Raw genomic sequence first — 18,532 nt, 5'->3', positions numbered from 1 at the left:
GCTTAAACTAATAATAAGGAGATTTTTCTACATGAAGAAAAACAAATTGGAAACGGCTCAAACAGAATCCAAAAACTCTCGTTTCCGCCAATGGAAGTCAGGAAAAAAATGGCTTTACGGAGCTTCTGTTTTAACACTCCTAGTAGGTGGTGTTGTAACGGCAGGGCTTATCAACCCCTCACTCATTCAAACTATTACACATGCGGCAACACTTCCATCTGATTTCACTCAAATGGGTTCAATTGGTTCAAGTCCTGTTTACAAAACTCCCAATACGGCATGGTCAAATATTCAAAAAGGGGTAGATGCTTTAACAGAGGGATCGAATCCTGATTATTATGTTGGCGCAGTTGACTCAGATGGCAGTGGACAGAAAGTTGGATGGTACAATGGACAAACATCTTATGCAGGAACAAGTTTAGGGTCACTTGCCTCCGCAAATCCTGCAGACTTGTCAATTCCAAACTACAATTTTGTCAAGAACGCTATTATGTCAAGTGATGGATTCCAGGATTCAGACAATTTTAACTATGTAGATGGTCCAGGACAATATGTAGGGATTCATAATGTCGGTCAGGCCTTTGAAGTTTCGTCTGGCAAGTATGTTCCGATTGGTATAAAGGTTACGATACAAGATGCCACTTACTACGACTCCTCTGATAGCACAACACCTAGGGATGTTTTTGGGGATGGATACAAACTTATGGTTGCGGCTCGTAACGATGGTTCAGGTAATATCACATTAGGATATGTAGTGGTCATGACAGGTGTGAAAGCTGTAGATAATGGTGGAGGATCTGAAGGAGGCGGCTCAGGCGGAGGATCTGGAGCAACCTATGGTGGTTGTACGCTTGGAATTCCAGATTCTATAAATGCAACAATTACATATGTAAATGAGGATACAGGGCAAGCTTTACCCACAAACTCATTATCTGTGGTCAAGGTGGCAGATATTGATGCAGGACAAGCCGCAAATGTTTCCAACACAAGTTTAGGTTATTTTATTTCTGATCCGACAAATTTGATATTGAAGGACAATGTCTTAACAGCTTCAACGGATGATACGATTTCACAGGACAAATCGACGTTGTCTCCAAATTCTTATGTATCTTTGCAACCAAACAATAATATTTCATTAAGTTTTAAAGATACATTAGGAAACAAGCTTCAAGGTTCAATTATCCAATCTCTCTTTGGGACTCAAGGTCCAACCTTAAACCCTTCAGGTTATTTACAGCTGGATAAAACAACCGCACAATATGGGGACAATCTTCCTAATGGTAACTATGGCTTCACAGATTTGAAGTTCCAAGTCGTCGACAAAAACGAGAAAGTGGTAGATACGCTTACACTTGATGGGTCAGGGAAATCTCCAAAATCAAAACCATTACCACCAGGTGATTATACCCTTCATGAAATTTCAGATAAGTGGTCTTCAACTGGTCAAACTCAACGTCCAGATGTGAAAGTACATGTTTCGGGTGGAAAAACCACAATGATTTCTGGCAATGATTTGACAAATGATGCCGTTCAAGGTCAAATCTCTATCGTCAAAAAAGGAGTTGAATCAGGAACTGACCTGTGGAATGGTAATTATTCTCTGGCAGGAAATCAATTCAAGATTACTAAGCTCGATGGTGCAGATAAAGGGACAAGCTATACCATAACAACGGATGCCAATGGGAAAGCAAAAAGTGATAAAATTCCACTAGGCAAATACCACGTGGAAGAAATTAAAGCTTCCAATGGATTTGTCTTAACCTTCAAACCAGTGGATGTTGAGTTGACTTATAAAGACAATAAGACACAGCTGGTTTTTGATGAAGCAGCGGGAACCAATCAGGAAGTGAAAGGTCAGTTTAGCTTAAGCAAAGAAGATAAAGAAACAGGTAAAAATCAAGACGGTAAAGCCGTGATGAAAGATGCCAAATATCAACTCTTCTATAATGATAATTCGACTGGGTCAAGTCCTCACAAGAAAGGTGATTCCGTAAAATGGGGCGATACGCCCAAAGCTCAACTCCAAATAGGGGATAAGGTTACGGAGATGGTGATCAATGGGAATGTGGTCAAAACAGGAGACGATGTTGTTATTGACATGGAGGACAACAAGCTCCAAATTGGAGCTGGGAATTTAGCTGAAGGAAAATACTATGTCCAAGAAGTAGATGCAGGAGAAGGATATACTGTTGATTCAACCAAACACGAGTTTGAAATCACTAAAAAAGATGATCAAACCGCAAACATTGTCGTTCCTGGTTTAACTTCAAAAGAACAAATCATTAAAGCAAAAATTTCTTTCCAAAAATTGGCTGAAACTGCTGGTGCGACCTCCAATGGTTCAGGTTACAATGGAGTTGAATTTACATTTACCCCAGAGAAAGGGACAACGGCTGAACCAATTAAAGTCACTACAGGGGTGAATCCTGCGACTGATGAAGACGGTTATGGAGCAACCCAACTGGTTTACGGGGATTGGAAAATGTCTGAAACCAAAGGAATTGATGGTTACGATAAGATTCCAGATATTTATATCCATATGAGTCATGATACGAAAACCGACTTACTTACGATTACGGCTTCAACCAATGAAGATGGCTCAAAACCTTTTTCTACACGTACCTATAATGTGACTGATAATTCAAGCGGCAAGAACCCCAACGACGAAGGAAATATTGTGGTGGGAGATACCACAGAAGATAATCCTTTTGTAGCCTTATCTAAGATGAGTTTAACGAATAAGCCAGAAACTCAACCAGAAGTACCAAAACCAAGTATTGATATTGAGAAAACAAATGGTAAAGAAGTGCCGCAAGCAGGAAACGGGAACTACTTTGACAAGGACAATAACGTTGGAGAGAATGATCATGATACGGAAAAGAGCGCATTAATTGTTCAAAAGGATAAAACAACGGATATTTCTGGCTTGATTACCAACAACGGAAAAGAGGCACTTAGCCATATCCTCTTTGGAGATAAAACACTGGTGGGTAAAGTCAATGTAGGGGAGATTAAAGTCACTTACAAAGGCAAAGCGTTGACTGTTAATGATAAGGGTGAATTTTTACTGGACGGTAAGCTTTTAGTGCTTCAACCCAAAGAAACCATAGAAATTCATGGACTTCTCCCTGCCCTTCCTGTAGGAGAAACACACGGAGATGAATTTACAGTTACTGCAGTAGGGGTGACTTCTAACGAAACCGTGGGAGATAAGGACAAGTGGTATGCCAAAACTCCAGAAGAAAAACCAAGTATTGATATTGAAAAATCTAATGTCGCATATCCGACCGCAGGGCAAGGAAATAATACCGACAAGGATAACAATGCAGGACCAAATGACCACGACACTAAGGAAACGTTTGCGACGATTGGTAATACCAAAATCCCAATCTTCTTCAAAGTCACTAATAATGGTTCTGAGAACTTAAACAAAGTGACGCCTGGAGATCAAACGATTGAGGGAGATGTCAAGGTGGAAAATATTACATGGACTTTTAATGGCAAGCCCCTTAAAATAGCCTCTGGAGGAGCTCTTGAAACAGCAGATGGGAAGGCTTTGACACTGAAGCCTGGTGAAGTAATCCTTGGAAATGGAGAACTTCCTAAATTGCCAAATGGTCAACTTCATGGAGACAAAGCCACGGTGACAGCTATTGGTGAGAATTCAGGCAAAAAAGTAGGTGATTCAGATACTTTCTATGCCAAATTACAAGATACTCTCCAAAAGATTGCCAATATTTTCTTACCAAAGACTGGTGAAGCGACACAGCATTATCTAGCACGTTTAGGTATGATATTACTTGGAATTTCACTCTTTGTAGGTGGAGCAGATATCATTAAACGTCGTTATTTTCCAAAAAAATCAGCTGAAAATGCTGAAGATAAATAATAAGTAGAGATGAGCACAACTCATTCTTTATAGTGAAAGTTGAGGAATATGAAAAAAGACCTCTTTAATCGAAAAAATTCATTATTGTTGATAATCATCTTTGTAGGAGTTTGTTCTCTTGGAGCACTAGGTGCTGGAGTTGCTTATTTGTCAGGAATAGGAACAAAATCACAACTCCAAACGGCACAAGGACATTTGAAAGCGACTGTTTCCTCTTCTAGTAGACAAAGTTCAAAATCAAAAGTCAAAACATCTAAAACTCAGGCTTCTGAAAAAAAAGCAAGCAAGAAAAAAGTGGAGAGTTCAAGCAGTTTTTCAAGTTCTTTTAAACAAACAGAACAAGCTAAAGAATTAAAACAAAAAAATCTAACTGCTTCTACTACAGCACAAGTAAACAGTGTTATAACGCCTCTTACTTATAGTGCAGTATACAACGGGTTCACAGGATACTCCACGGTTTCTTATGATGAAGCTTTAGCAATTGCCAAAAGTTTAGCAGAAAACGAGATGACCACAACAGAAAGTGCGCAAAAAGTTACACAACAGTCTACACAACAAAATGCACAAGAAAGTGTTCAACAACAAGAACTAGAAAAAACTATTGAGAGTATTCAAGCTCAAGATCCGAATACTCAAATCAATATTATCCGTCAGTAGAAAGGGCAATTAGATATGGCAATAAGTACAAAACGAAAAAAATATAAGACAGCAGAAATTACAGAGATTTCGCGTTACTTCAAAGAAGTTGCAGAGGCTTTTGAAGAAGATCCAAAACAAATTCTAGCACACTATCAAGCACTCTACATTGCTGAAAAACAAAAACAGATGTTTGATGAAATGATTGTAGAAAAACGAAAAAAATTGATAGAACGTCAGAAGCGAACACAAGAAAACTCTAATTCTGGAAGTGAATTGGCACAATAAAGCTGAAAAACTTAAAATACAGTAAACTGAGTATCAGAAATGGAGGAAATTTTTAATGATGTTATTGAAACATAAGACAGTTGCACTTTGGACGGCAATTAGTACACTAATGGTAGGCTTTATTTTGAAAGCAAATGTTACTTTTGCTGCATCTGCGACTGATCCCTTTGCGAAAACACAAACAGATGCGGCAAATTTAACAACTAAAATTCAAACCTGGTCTGTTATTATTATCATTCTAGTGGTTGTCGCAACGGCTGTTGCTTATGCTTTAGGCGGTAAAGCAGTCAAAAAATGGGTACGAAGTTATTGGTGGGGGATTCTTGTTGCCATTGTGATTATCTTTGGAGCTGGACAATTTATTGCTTGGTACATGAACTACTTGAATCTTAAATAATTACAAAAGAATCACTGTAAAGGTGGTTCTTTTTTTATTATTTTAAAAATTTTCGGAAGTGAAGTGGGGGCATAAAGCAAGATTTTTGAATGCAGGATAAAATCAAGAAAAGAACAAAATGAAAGGTAAACTATGCAATTATTTAAGAAAAAAACAACACTTAAAGATCATTATTTTCTCAAGCTGTCACTTTCAAAACTAGAGAAGTCAAAAATCCAGTCTTTTTTAGATGATGAGGAAGATAAGAGGTTTTTTCCTCAAATTACTTTTGAAAATGCAGAGAAAATTTTTAATGAATTAGCGAAAAAGCTGGATGCTGAAGAGACGTTTCTGATTTCAAAAATGGAATTGGTTTTGAATCAGGAGGGAGTTACCTCTACAGAAGATGAACTATTTCTAACGGATTTTGAAATTGCAAATGACTATGAAAATGCATTAAAACCACTTTCTGAGGCAATGTTCAACTTAATGCCCTTTTCGGCAGTGCCTTTTGAAGAAAAATTGAATTACCTAAAAGAAATTTTTGAAGCTTGGCAGGAGAGTAGTGGGTTAGGTAATGAGCATTTACCGTTATTGCCAGATTTTGAGTGGGATGATGAAGAGTATGTGGAATTCATTATTCCGTTTTATCAAAATCAAAAAAATACTAAGGAAGAAAATCAAGAATTAGAAGAAGTAGAAAAAGAAGAAACTGGTGCTGCTGAAGTTTTAGTTGAGAAAGGAGGGGCACCAGAAACCCAAGAGGTAGAAGAAAAAGAGACTTCTAAAAATATTACAGAAATTGCTGAAAAACAAATTAATAAAGCCCATAACCATGAAAATATAGAGAAAGAAGAAATTGTAAAAAAAGTTTCACCCCCACTCATTTCAAGGGAAGAACAAATAGATTTTAAACCATACTCTTTCACTTATTTCCAATTGAAAACTACTTCACCTGATTTCTTTGTTCCAATTCCAATTTCAGAAAAAATAGAAACTATAAACAAAGAAATTGATCAATTTAATCAAGAAAGTAAAACATTACAAAAATCAATTTTTGAGCGAAAAATGGCCTATTTTGAGGTAGAAAAGAAAAATCAACTGGCAATAAGCTTAAAAAAACAAGATAAACGTGTTCAATTAAAAAACAAATTGGTGTATACTGCAGCTCAAAAATTACAAGAAGCTCTGGACTTTGAATCAAAGCGTGCTAAAGATAAAGAAAAGTTAGCTTTACTTGAAGAAAGAAAAGCATATGAGTTGCGTGTTGAAACCATCAAGCATGAAGCTTCGCTTGCCTTAGAAGAAAAATTGAAGCAAATTAAAAATGAATCAAAAAATCAAGTGCACAATGAACTCTCAAACGTACTTTCTAATGAAACAGCGCAACTCAGAGCATTTTTAGGAGAGGCACTTTTAGATTTGCAAATTGAAAGGAAGAAAGAAGCAGATAATGTTCGAGAAGAACTTTATCATCTGTCAGAAGTGCAACAAAAAGCACTTGAAGTTTATTACAAACAGAACTTGGCATTGCCCTTAAATATTCAACTTCAACCTTTGTTGAATCTAGAAGAAGTTAACTCAGGTGTAGAGCAGTTCCATACACCTAATTTCTCTCATTCTCATTTTTTATTAGATGAGTTGGGCGACTTACCGAAGGCCACTTCACTTGATCCGAAAGCCGGAATTTCTCCTCCATCTCAAGGAGAAATTAAGAATAAGGTAGCTCAAGAACACGTGCAAGAAGTTACACAACAAAATACACATATAGATACACAAGAAAAAGCATACGAAAATACTCAAATTCAAGAAAACTTAAATGAAACACCTGGACATACAACATCTAAAGGGGCAGTTCTCTCATTCTTGCAATATCAATATAAGCAAAATCGACTTTTAACTCTAGTAGCCTTTGTTGTTGTTATTGCTATTGGCTTGTTAAGTTTTTCAGGGGGTTGGGTACTCTTTAATAATTTCACAAAATAAAAAATCATAGAAAGAAAAAATGAGGAAAATACTATGAATAATTACATAGCAACTGGTCGTGTGGCAAATGAACCTATATTTGGAAAAACACAAAGTGGAAAATCTAAACTGACTTTCACATTTATCTCAGGAAGTCGTATCAAAGAAGGCAATGAGTATTTGAACTTCACTGTTTCTGCGGTCATTTATGGGAAACCAGCAGAGACACTTTATGACACCTTATCTAAAGGAAGTCCTTTGACATTGTCTGGAGATTTAGGAACACGAATCTATGCAGATGAAAATGGAGAAAAGAGATATTATACTTTTCTTCAAGTAGATAAATACGATTACGGTGAAAGTCTTGAAATGGCATTATCTAGAAAAAATCGGAACCAAAGAATCGAAGATGATACACAGGTTTATCCTCCTGTAGGACGAGATATGGATGAGAGAGATGATTAAACCCAAAGAATTAAAAAATAATCAAAGATTCACTAAAATTCGAGCTATTTTTTATTTGGGGGTGACGACACCTCTCTTTATTGGCTTTTGGAGCCTTTATAGCCGTCTTACTTCAGATGAGCGATTTAAGAAAGAAATTAAACCACTTTTTCAAATCCGAAGTAGGTTGATATTGCCACTTTTAAGTTTTGGAAGTGTTATTGTGGCAGGAATGGTAACCAACTGGCTCGTTTCTTTTATTCGATACACTATTGGTTTCTTGACAGCAGGAGGATCTGGTAGTTTCCCAACCTTTGATTGGCAAGTGGTTAATCTTGCAAATAGTCTTGATTTTAGCTTACTTTTTAGAGCGCCAATCTTGACAATCCCCATTTGGGTTGTATTTGGACTTGTATTTTACCAACTTGTGAAAAAATATTATGCTGTTCATCGTGATTATAACGGAAATGAGCAAGGAGATGATCGCCTCATTACTGAACGTGAACTCAAAAAAACATACACTAAAATTCCTAACCGAGGGAAACGTTTTGCAGGATATGGAGGCGTGCCCGTTGCACATGAATTAAAACCAGGATTTGATTTAAGTAAATTTGCTTTGAAAAGCAAAATGATTTGTCACTTTCCACGTGTTGATTTTGAAAATAAAACCAAAGAAAATGCGGATGAATTTGTCAATGATAATGATAAATGGCACATCAAAAAACTTGCTAAGATAGGAAAACGAATTTCACAGTGTGAGCAAGTTTTACGTCTTGTGAAAAATCCCAGCGGTTCTTATTATATTGATCAAACAACAGTCAATACTTTGCTTACAGGAATGACACGTTCAGGCAAAGGGGAAACCTTTGTCAATGTGATGGTCGATATATTGTCTAGAGCACAGCTCCAAGCTTCAATGGTTATCGGAGACCCTAAAGGTGAACTCTTCCAAATGGCTTCAGGAACACTCAGGAAACGTGGCTATAACGTTCAAGTATTGAATTATCAAAACGTTGACTTTTCTATGAGTAATAACCCTTTACAGTTAGCAAAAGCTTATGCCCAAAAAGGTTACTACGAAAAAGTACAAACAGAAGTTGACGTTGTCGCAGAATCCCTTTATAGACAAGCTAAAGCAGAAGCAGGTGGAAACGCTAAGTTCTGGGAAGATTCCTCAATGTTTCTTTTTTCAGCTTTATTTATGGCAATGATTTGGCGGGCAAAAATGACCAAAGAATGGGAAACTGTAACTGTTCCCAATATGATGAGCCTGTTAAATCAACTGGGATCGGAATTTGTCTGGGTGGATAGTGAGGGAACAATTTATGATAGTCAATTGGAAGATGGTAGCCTAGAGAAGAAGAGCAAGATTACGGTTTACTTTGATGACTTGAGAAGAACAAATAAATTGAAAGCTTCACCATTTTTGACGATGGCAGATAATTCATTTAGACAATCTAACTTTGCAGGAGAAGAAACCAAAGGTTCTATTTTCTCAAGTATGTTGCAAGGCTTGAAACTATTTGCCAATGATTCCATTGCCAGGATGACAAGTGAAAATAATTTGGATATTACAACACTCGGTTTCCCACGACAACTCTCTGTGAAGTTAAGGAAAAGCACAAACTTAGAGGAAGATAATCCGTATGCCAATCAAATTGCATCACTTTCTATTTTAGATAAAAAAGGGAAGCCAATAATCAACAATAAAAAGGTTATTGTGGACGTGGCGGGTTACTTGAATTTTGCCATTGAACCGACCCTTCCTAATGACTTTGTCATTCAAATTAAATTGGAAAAATTTGATGAAAAAGTAACCATTAACGTCAAGAAGCAATTTAAAAAAATAAAATCTATTGAGATTGATCGGCGAAGTTTAGAGGTGCTGACAAGTACAAAATCTGGAGCGGTTAAGAAAACAAAAGCGCAGACAACTGATGGGATTACCATTGATGAAAAAGATGTGGAAATTAAATATTCAGAACAACCGACGGCAGTTTTTTTGGTAATGCCCCCGAATAAAAAAGCGTTTGGGGCGATGGTGAGTCTTTTTGTGGATCAGGTTTTCAATGCCAATTATGATATGGGACTAGATAATGATAGACGTCTTTATACTCGTATTCACTTCTTATTGGATGAGTTTGGGAACTTGCCGATGATTCCTGCACTAGATACAAAACTTTCTATTGGTGCTGGTTTTGGACTTCTCTTTGATTTAGTAGTGCAAAATTTAGAACAAATTGGTACTGTATATGGTGAAAAAGTAGCAGAAACAATCCTATCTAACTGCTCGATTAATGAATATATTAAATCTGTTTCCACACAGACCATGAAAAAATTTGAAGAACTTTCAGGAGAAAAAACAGTGATGGCACGTAAAAAAGCTGTCTCAGGTGAAAAAGGAGATCACGTTTCAGTGTCGTATGATCCTGTCAAACAACCTGTTGTTACAAAGAACCAGTTGCAAAAATTGCAATCGGGGGAAGCCTTTATTTCTATTGGAGTAAAAGCAGAGACAAAAGCAGGTCAAAAGACGTCAAATTATCCAATTCTAGTCACAGGAAAGTTTGAATTTCCTTCACGGTATATGTTTTTATTTGAAGAATTTGATCAGAAGAAAACACTGGCAGACATTCCAATCAAAACCAAGCATCGCAATTTGAAATTATCGAGTATTGCAATTGACTGGTCGGAACAATTGGAACAGCTGAAAACATATGAACAACAATTAGCAGCTGGAAATAATCCTAATCCACAAGTATTAGCAAGAAAGGCGGTCGCATGATTTTAATAAAACAAAGATGGCTAAAATTCAAGAAATGTATAACACCACAACGAGTGATGATGCTGACGTTTTTGATTTTGATGATTATTCCTTTAGCAGTAAGTGCAGATAATGCTCAAAATTGGGCAATACCTCAGGGTGGCGGAGATTGGATGACCACAGCTAATGGAGGGGGAACAGTGGCTAATGAAGCAGAATCCATCGCCTTTTATCAACATTTCCAAAACTATTTGTATGCGTGGCCAGGATTTATGGCCACAGCTATAGCAACATTTGGAGGTTGGATTGTTCAAGGATTCGCTCATTTAGCAGATGTTCTGCAACAAGTTTTCTATGCTTCTATCAAATTCATGACTATTCTTAATGATTTAGGCAATCAAAATACAACAATTGGTAAGCTTTATTCGCTTATGCAAAAATTGGGAATAATCGTTTTTGGTCTAAGTATTGTCATTTACGCTGTTTTTGTTATTTTCAATGGAAAAAGTAAAATTTTTAGAAATATCTTACAAACAGTTTTTTTAGCAACTTTAGTGTTTAGCTTTATTCCTTGGGCAGTGGGACAAACGTTAACTCTTACACAAGATGCGGTAACAGAAACAGCTGCAGCTTCAGGTGAAAAATCCATTGCTCTTTCTTTAATTCAAAACAATGTGGTTGATAAATATGCTTTAAATGCATACGGTTGGCAGGTGCCCCTTCAATCAGATGGTACAGTGGCAGATCCTTCTAAATATAATGTTATTAAATCCATTGATGGCTGGGCTCCTGGCGAAATTGCAGGTGTAATGTCAGATGACACATTACAGAGCTTAGGAAATAAAGACGGTGGTGGTGGAGCAACCCCAGCAACTGTTATTTTTGAACATAAACTTATTACGAACACACCGATTGTTGCTTCAGGAAGTTCTAAATTATCATCTAACAGTCATATTGGTTTGATACCACGTCCGAAAGTGACAGGGGATATTCAAAGTTGGTTCCAATCTAATTATTTAAGATATAAGGTAAATTGGTTAGCGCTCATTATCTCATTAGTCGCCATTTGTCTTCTCTTTTTAACTATGACCATTAAAGTAGGTCTTTCAGTAACACAGATTACAATCACAACGATTTCTGGACCTGTTTTAGCTGCGATAAAAGCAAGTCATACGAAAAAAGTAAAAGAATTAATTGCGAATATCTTTCATGGAGTTTTAGGAATATACTTTGATTTCCTGATTGTTGCGATTGCAGTCGGCATTATTTATTGGATAACATCGACCACAGCTTTCTTTGATGCAGGTTTACCATCATTGATTGTAGCGATTTTGAAAGCTGTCCTCTATGTTGTTGTATTCTTTGGTGTATTTGCAGGAATAGGCGCTGTGGAAAGCTTCTTGGGTGTTTCTTCAGGACACGGCAATGCTTTGAAACAAGTCATGGCAGGCGCTATGGTTGCTCGTGCTGCATTCTCAGGAGGACAATTTGCTGCTGGTATGCTTGCTCCAGCAGGAGCTGCGGCAGCTAAAGCTGGCTGGAATTCCACCAAGAATACACCTGGAGAAGTAAACGGGTTTGCAAATTGGATGAGAGGATTGACTATGATGCCTGGAATTTCAGGAAAAGATGATAAAACATCAGGAGCAGATTTGAGACAGCCAACTAATGGCGCCCAATCACAAAACTCTACAGGTAAACAAAGTGAAAGTCAACGACAAAAAGAGGCACAAGAAGCGCTTAAGAAAGAACAACAAAGAAATATTCAACAGCCTACACAATCAACTACACAAGATGAAGAGCAAAAACCTCAACAAGCACAACCGTTTGAACCTGCTGGAAATGCCAGCAGCAGTCCCATTCAACCTGAAAAATCACGTCGAGAAAAGGCTCAAGAAAAAATGAGACAAAATAAAACAGGGCAAGCAACGGGTTCAAGTTCAAATTCTAGTGATTCTACCCAAACTCAAAATGATTTGACACAAGAATCACCTCACCCTTCAGGGCATTCTAATGAAAAAGAAACAGCTGAAGAGCTGCTAGCTACACCCAATCGCATTGATCTGCTTGAAAATCGGATGAACCAATCGGATGAACAAAGGCAAAAAGAGGCAAAAGCTCAGGCAAAGCAGGTTCGTAAACAAAAGCAATCTGCTCGCCTTCAAAAAGCTTCTCAAAACCTTAGTCAAGCGGGGCAAACCATGCAACAATTTGAACCACATATTAACTCGATTGAAAGTGAAGAATAGAAAATTTATGAAACTTGTCAAATTTGGCAAGTTTTTTATTTGTAAAATATGCTACAATTTAGTTATGAACGAGAAAGTTAACTTCAAGCTTGAAGGTGATATGGATAGGTGATTGATCTTACAGCTTTAATAATTTAAAATGGGATATAAACTTTTAAGGATAAAATGACAAATTAGAATTGAAAAAAGGGACAAAAAGATTTTATGGGTATACTTTGGAATGGAGCTACTTCAATAATTATAAAAGTAGGAGATATTCTATTTGAAGATGCAGTCAGTGAAAAACTTGACAGTCTAAAAGATAGAAGAAAAATAAAGAGAATAAAAAAAGACATCCACTTAACGACAAGTGGTTTTAAAAAGAAATATGATGATTCTTCAATTGATACACGGGTATTTTCCGAATTTCTGAACGAAAATTTTAGAGTGAAAAACTATTATAAAGAGCTTTTTTGGAACGGAGAAAGTGCAGATTCAGAAGAGAAGCTCCAATTCTTGGTTAGTAAAGCAGAGGAGCTTCTTAGTGAGGATAGAAAAAGTAAAGGGTTATCCATCCTTGATAACCGTGATTTACTAGAAGAATACTTTTTAGAAATAAGAAGTCAAATAAAATTAAAAAGAACAAGTTACCTGAGTCTCGATAATCAGTTACTAGCTTCTCAAATGAAAGAAGATTTTCGAGCAGTAATTAAGGAAGAAAATAATCTTGTTTCAGTAAGTAAAGTTGAAAAAGAATATGAGCAGATTGGGATAAGAACATATATAGATGGTACAGAAAAATTGTCTGAAGAATGTTCACATTTTCTGGATTTATCAGATTATTTTTCGGATGGAAATATCATTGTTGAGGATGCATGGAATTCAGAAATAATAGCAGAAATTAGAGAGTTTTCCCAGAATAAACTAGAATCGAATATTGACTACTCTTTAAATATTAGTTCTGTTCAGTCTGTTGCTTTTACTATTGGATATTATACTCACTCTAAATCTAATAAGACTGTATTTCCAGTTCAAAATCATGAGGTATGGGATTGGTCCACTTACCAAAGAGATACTGCTAGTGAAGAGGAACTAAATTATGAATTAATAGAAAACACAGGGGAAAATCTTATAATTACTATAGATTTGATGAATATAGGTCTAAGTGAAAGTATTGAAGAGAGTTATTCCATTGAAAAAGATAGTATTTTCAAAATAAAACCAAAAAAACCTGATAGAAGATACGTTATAGATGCAGAACATTGTGCTAAACTTCTTTATGAAATAGATGGAAAACTGCAGGCACTAGGGCTACAAATTAAGTCAAAAAGGTGGAAATTCGCTATCGCGGCTCCTAATGCCTTTGTTTTTATTTTAGGACAACATGCAACTCAGTATGGTAAGGTGACTCTACTTCATCATAATCGTAAAACATTTAAGTATCAGGACTCAATAGTATTAAGTTAAAGGAGAATTTTATGGCAGAAGCAAAACAATATTTTAAAGATTTTTTATCTAATATTAGATTATCTAAATATCAAATGGAAGATCTGGCAAGAGGATACAATACGTTACGTGATAGATTGAAATCAGATGATGAATTATCAAAAATTGTACAAACAACATTTTTACAAGGAAGCTATAAGCGTAGTACGGCAGTTAAACCTAAAAATGGGAAAAGATCTGATGTGGATATAATTGTGGTAACAAATATTGACGCTGAGAAAGTAACACCACAAGAAGCAATGAATTTGTTTGTTCCGTTTTTAAATAAACATTATAAAGATAAATGGGAATTTAATTCTAGATCTATAGGTATTAAACTCTCATATGTGGATTTGGACTTAGTAGTAACTGCAGAGATAAAAGATGATGAGGCTCTAAATTTTATGCAGCGTGAGGAAGGGATTACTACTGGTAGTATTAGTAAAGCTTTAGAGAATAATCTTATTTCAGTTGATTATTTTAACATCTTTGATTCGATATTTTTAAATGCTAATAAAAAAGCAAATCCAGATGTTTTATTGATTCCAGATAGAGAAACTAAAACGTGGGAAGAAACTAACCCACTGGCTCAAATTAACTGGACAATTGATAAAAATAGTGCTTGTAATAAGCACTATGTAAATGTGGTGAAGGCATTGAAATGGTGGAAAAAGTTAAATACAAGTCCTAAATATCCCAAAGGTTATCCGTTGGAACATTTGATTGGTGTGACCTGCCCAGATGGTATTGAAAGTGTTGCAGAAGGAGTTGTATCGGTTTTAGAAAATATTGTTAATGACTATAGTCAGAAACCTATATTGAAAGATCACGGTGTTCCAGATCATGATGTCTTTGAAAGAATAAGTGATGAAGATTATAATGAATTTTATAAATTAGTGGAGAAGGCGGCAAAGCAAGCACGAAAAGCTCTTAACGAGGAAGAGTTTTCTACCAGTATAGAGTATTGGCGTGAGTTATTTGGCAATGAATTTCCAGAACCCCAAAATCTATCAAATCAAAAATCTAACTTTTCAGAAAGAAGTGCTGCCACTAAAAATATCGGGAGTGCTAGGTTTGGATAAGGAAGAAAGTTATCAAAGAATTATTAAAGCTAGGAGAATACTTGATGAATTGGGAAATGACTGTAAAATAATTGAAGATGTGTCGTTCTTTCAAGGGGATTGGCTTCTTTTAGTAGATTTGAAAAATAGAGGAAAAGTTACCTCAGATTTCCCATTAATGACTTCTTGGTATATTAGGATAAGCATAGAATATCCAGAAGGGGGCATTACGTTTTATCCTGCTAAAAAGGGAGGAATATCCAAAATATATCCTCATCAATCTCCGCACACACCACAGAATGAAACTTCGTTATTCTTCGCAAGTAATCTTTGCTTAGAGCAATATGAACCAGGATTGAAAGCTGAAAGCAATGATTCTAACAGATTATATCATTATGTGGTACAGGCGTTGGAATGGATTAGAAGAGCTTCTTTAAATGAATTAGTGAGAGATGGAGAAGCATTTGAACTGGTAGCCTATCCGAATGATAACCGTAAAAAAATTGTTTTTGCGGAGCAGAGGGAACAATTTTTGCAGTGGGAAAAGTTAACACAGAATAAAGGATTCTGCAATATAAAAGTAGGCAGTATTGAACAGAATCAGCATCAAAAATTATTTTATATTACAGATTTTTTTGCAGGCTCAACTAGTTATAAAAAGGCAGATAAAAGAATAATGTCATATAAATGGGGAAACTATGTTGCAGGTGAAAAAAGTGGTGAGCAAAAAGGTGTCTGGTTGAGGTTGAAAAATATGCCTAAACTTGAACCGTGGCAAGCTCCAAAAACATGGCATGATTTAATAATTTTATTGAAAGAAAGTGGTATTGATTTTAAAAAAGATGTTATGCCGTTATTAAATGAGATAAGAGACGGTTTATATCATTTTATGGTATTAGGGTTCCCAATACCTATGAAATTTGGAGATGTGAACCATGAGTACTTTTGGCAAGGTATTTCATTACCAAAATTATCAAATCATCAGTCTACAAATAGTTATTTTAAAGGTTTTAGAAAAAATAAAGTTGGATATGAATATGTTGATATGAATAATCTTTTTTCGAAAACAAATGAAATAACTTGGGTAAAAAGTGAGAACTGGTCAGAAAATAGTTTGACAAGCAGAGGGGCTATTACGCCTAAAATTGGACAACTGAAATATCTCATTATAGGAGTTGGTGCATTAGGCTCTACTATTGCAGAGCTTTTGGTTAGACTTGGTGTTACTAATATTGATGTGATTGACTCTGATATACTCAAGATGGGAAATTTAGTTCGTCATAGATTATTGGCATCCGATATAGATAAAGCAAAAGCTATACGAGTGCATAAGCGCTTGTCTGGTAGTAATATCCACTATATTGGGAATTACTTTGCGGAAAGTCTTGAAGAGTTTATCAAACGTGATCTTAGTGCTTTACAAGAATATGATGTAATAATAGAAACAACAGGAGATGATAAATTATTGAATGTATTGTCTAATGTAGATTTAAAATCTTTGTTTTTTTCAATTTCTATAGGGTTAGGTGCGAAACATCTGTATGTATATTCCACAAGTTTAGAAAAAATTGATGAAGAAATGTTTTCTAAAAAAATCCAGCCATTTCTAAAGTTAGACTCTGAAGATTTCCCCGCAGAATCTTTCCCAAGAGATGGGATAGGGTGCTGGCATCCCCTTTTTCCTGCGAGGATTGATCATATAGAAATTTTATCAGGTATTGCTATCAATATTCTTGAAGAAGATCTCAATAAAAATAAGAATTATATTACTGTTATTGAGCTAGGAAAACTCGGATTAGTAAAGGAAGTTATGAGAGAACAAGTATTGTGAAAGTAGAAATTAATACTGAGATTAAAGAATTGTTTATATCAGAATATTTGAAATCCTTGCCTTTTGAAACGGGTGGCATTTTGTTTGGGTATTATTCTAATAATTTTGAAACGGCAGTTGTTACGGATGCTTTCTATGGTATTCCTGATTCCCAATCCCATTCTAGAAGCTTTAAAAGAGGAACAAGGGGATTTAATAAATTTTCTGAAAAAATGTGGAAACAAAAAAAGTTCTATTTAGGGGAGTGGCATACTCATCCGATGTCATTGCCCGAAATGAGTTTACAGGACAAAAGACAAATGCTTGATATAAAGAACTCATTAAAATATAACTGTGATACTCCGATTTTAATAATCATTGGAGAAATAGAGAAAAGAATACAAAGCAGTATTTATATTTTTTCTGACAATAATATTCTCAAAGAAACTATCAGTTTAGGATAAATAGAATATTAATTCAAAATAAAAACACCATATTAATCAATAAAAAAGTTGTCATATTTGGCAACTTTTTTATATTTGAGCGATTTTTGGAAGTGAAGTGGGGGGATAAAGCAGAAAATTTGGATACAAGTTAAAATCAAAGAAAATAATATGAAAGTAGGTAGTTTAATGAATCAAGGGAGTGATAACTACGGTGTCCCGCGTGATATTTTTGCGAAATTTAAGATGGGGATTTTTTATGGTGTAGATTTTGGAATCATGGCTGTAGGCGGAGGGGTTACTTGGTGGTTTAATCGTTTCTTTCCTGTGAGTCAATGGCTGAATATGCTCATTTTTGATGTGATTACAGCAATCATTGTTATTTTTCTTATCATACATACCAATGGAGGAAAACGAAATTATACAGTCTTATTGTTGTTCTTGCGAACTAAGACAGGACGGATCAAGAGGCAGTTCAAACCACTGAAAAAATCCCAAGGAAAGGAAATAGAAACAGATGCCAATTTCTAAATTATCACAAAAAGAGGATAAAACTGTTCGCAAAGAAAAAAAGGAAAATTTAACTAATTTTTTGGAACAAACTTTTTATAAACGTTTAAACAAAACTAAAGGAGCTGAATTGGTCTTAGTGGATGACACTGAGCTTCAGATTTTTCGTATCGAAGGAACGGGTGCATCCAGTGTGAGTTATGAAGAGCAGCGAATGATTTTATCATATTTTTACACCTTTTTATCCAAAACAAATGAGCACTTTACTATTGAAACGACAAAACTTCCTGTTTCTACAGCTTCTCAAGTCGTACACTTACGTCAAAAACTTCAAATTCTTTCTTCTTCCAAAATCACAAGTGAACGTGGAAGCTTACAATTAGAAATTAAAAAAAATATGATTCGTGCAAAAATCGAGAAGCAAAAGGATTTGGAAGAACGTCTAAGCAACATTGAGTACTTGCTTTTCCTCTATGGGGAAAGTTCAAAGGAATTGCATAAAAAAAGTGAGCAACTTGTCAGCTTGGCACGATCTTACCGCTTTAACCTTTCAATGCTCACACCTAAGGAAAAAGAACTAGTGCTCTTTCAACTCAATAACATAAATACGAAATTATAAAAGTTGTGTAAATT

Annotated in this window: 14 protein-coding genes; all 14 read left to right on the top strand. The window is 35.6% G+C overall.

Features of this window, described 5'->3' with window-relative positions; genetic code table 11:
* Positions 1-31 precede the first annotated feature (31 nt).
* The 14 genes from QJV49_RS04460 (at position 32) to QJV49_RS04395 (ending at position 18,518) form a co-directional block, all read left to right on the top strand.
* Complete coding sequence (locus tag QJV49_RS04460) at positions 32-3,889, top strand: collagen binding domain-containing protein (RefSeq protein ID WP_225511828.1); 3,858 nt, start codon at positions 32-34, stop codon at positions 3,887-3,889.
* A gap of 48 nt (positions 3,890-3,937) precedes the next feature.
* Positions 3,938-4,546, top strand: a complete 609-nt coding sequence (locus QJV49_RS04455; RefSeq protein ID WP_225511829.1) for a hypothetical protein — start codon at positions 3,938-3,940, stop codon at positions 4,544-4,546.
* Between the two features lie 15 nt (positions 4,547-4,561).
* A complete protein-coding gene (locus QJV49_RS04450) occupies positions 4,562-4,813 on the top strand; it encodes a hypothetical protein (RefSeq protein WP_068872839.1) in 252 nt (83 codons plus the stop codon).
* Between the two features lie 55 nt (positions 4,814-4,868).
* Complete coding sequence (locus tag QJV49_RS04445) at positions 4,869-5,210, top strand: TrbC/VirB2 family protein (RefSeq protein WP_021722627.1); 342 nt, start codon at positions 4,869-4,871, stop codon at positions 5,208-5,210.
* 132 nt (positions 5,211-5,342) lie between these two features.
* Positions 5,343-7,175 carry a hypothetical protein gene (locus QJV49_RS04440; RefSeq protein ID WP_225511830.1) on the top strand — a complete coding sequence of 611 codons (1,833 nt, stop codon included), beginning with the start codon at positions 5,343-5,345 and terminating at the stop codon, positions 7,173-7,175.
* Between the two features lie 33 nt (positions 7,176-7,208).
* Positions 7,209-7,619: a single-stranded DNA-binding protein gene (locus tag QJV49_RS04435; protein WP_081213683.1), complete on the top strand. Its 411-nt coding sequence runs from the start codon at positions 7,209-7,211 to the stop codon at positions 7,617-7,619.
* Positions 7,603-10,383 (top strand): VirD4-like conjugal transfer protein, CD1115 family, encoded by a 2,781-nt coding sequence (locus QJV49_RS04430; RefSeq protein ID WP_225511831.1) that lies wholly within the window; start codon positions 7,603-7,605, stop codon positions 10,381-10,383. Before QJV49_RS04435 ends, QJV49_RS04430 begins: the two co-directional genes overlap by 17 nt.
* Entirely contained in the window at positions 10,380-12,611 is a 2,232-nt protein-coding gene (locus tag QJV49_RS04425; RefSeq protein WP_225511832.1) for a pLS20_p028 family conjugation system transmembrane protein, read from the top strand. The genes QJV49_RS04430 and QJV49_RS04425 overlap by 4 nt, the downstream gene beginning before the upstream one ends.
* A gap of 204 nt (positions 12,612-12,815) precedes the next feature.
* Positions 12,816-14,057 (top strand): SAVED domain-containing protein, encoded by a 1,242-nt coding sequence (locus QJV49_RS04420; RefSeq protein WP_021722632.1) that lies wholly within the window; start codon positions 12,816-12,818, stop codon positions 14,055-14,057.
* Positions 14,058-14,068: 11 nt separating this feature from the next.
* Positions 14,069-15,157 (top strand): SMODS domain-containing nucleotidyltransferase, encoded by a 1,089-nt coding sequence (locus tag QJV49_RS04415; protein WP_225511833.1) that lies wholly within the window; start codon positions 14,069-14,071, stop codon positions 15,155-15,157.
* On the top strand, positions 15,150-16,967 hold the full coding sequence (locus tag QJV49_RS04410) for a ThiF family adenylyltransferase (RefSeq protein ID WP_225511834.1): 1,818 nt from the start codon (positions 15,150-15,152) through the stop codon (positions 16,965-16,967). The genes QJV49_RS04415 and QJV49_RS04410 overlap by 8 nt, the downstream gene beginning before the upstream one ends.
* Positions 16,964-17,410, top strand: a complete 447-nt coding sequence (locus QJV49_RS04405; protein WP_021722635.1) for a Mov34/MPN/PAD-1 family protein — start codon at positions 16,964-16,966, stop codon at positions 17,408-17,410. Before QJV49_RS04410 ends, QJV49_RS04405 begins: the two co-directional genes overlap by 4 nt.
* 150 nt (positions 17,411-17,560) lie before the next feature.
* On the top strand, positions 17,561-17,920 hold the full coding sequence (locus QJV49_RS04400) for a DUF5592 family protein (protein ID WP_032946809.1): 360 nt from the start codon (positions 17,561-17,563) through the stop codon (positions 17,918-17,920).
* Entirely contained in the window at positions 17,907-18,518 is a 612-nt protein-coding gene (locus QJV49_RS04395) for a hypothetical protein (protein ID WP_225511835.1), read from the top strand. The genes QJV49_RS04400 and QJV49_RS04395 overlap by 14 nt, the downstream gene beginning before the upstream one ends.
* The last annotated feature ends 14 nt before the right edge of the window (positions 18,519-18,532 follow it).

The organism is Lactococcus sp. NH2-7C (assembly GCF_029953655.1).
Taxonomy (GTDB): domain Bacteria; phylum Bacillota; class Bacilli; order Lactobacillales; family Streptococcaceae; genus Lactococcus; species Lactococcus lactis.
This window is presented reverse-complemented; position numbering and strand designations above follow the sequence as displayed.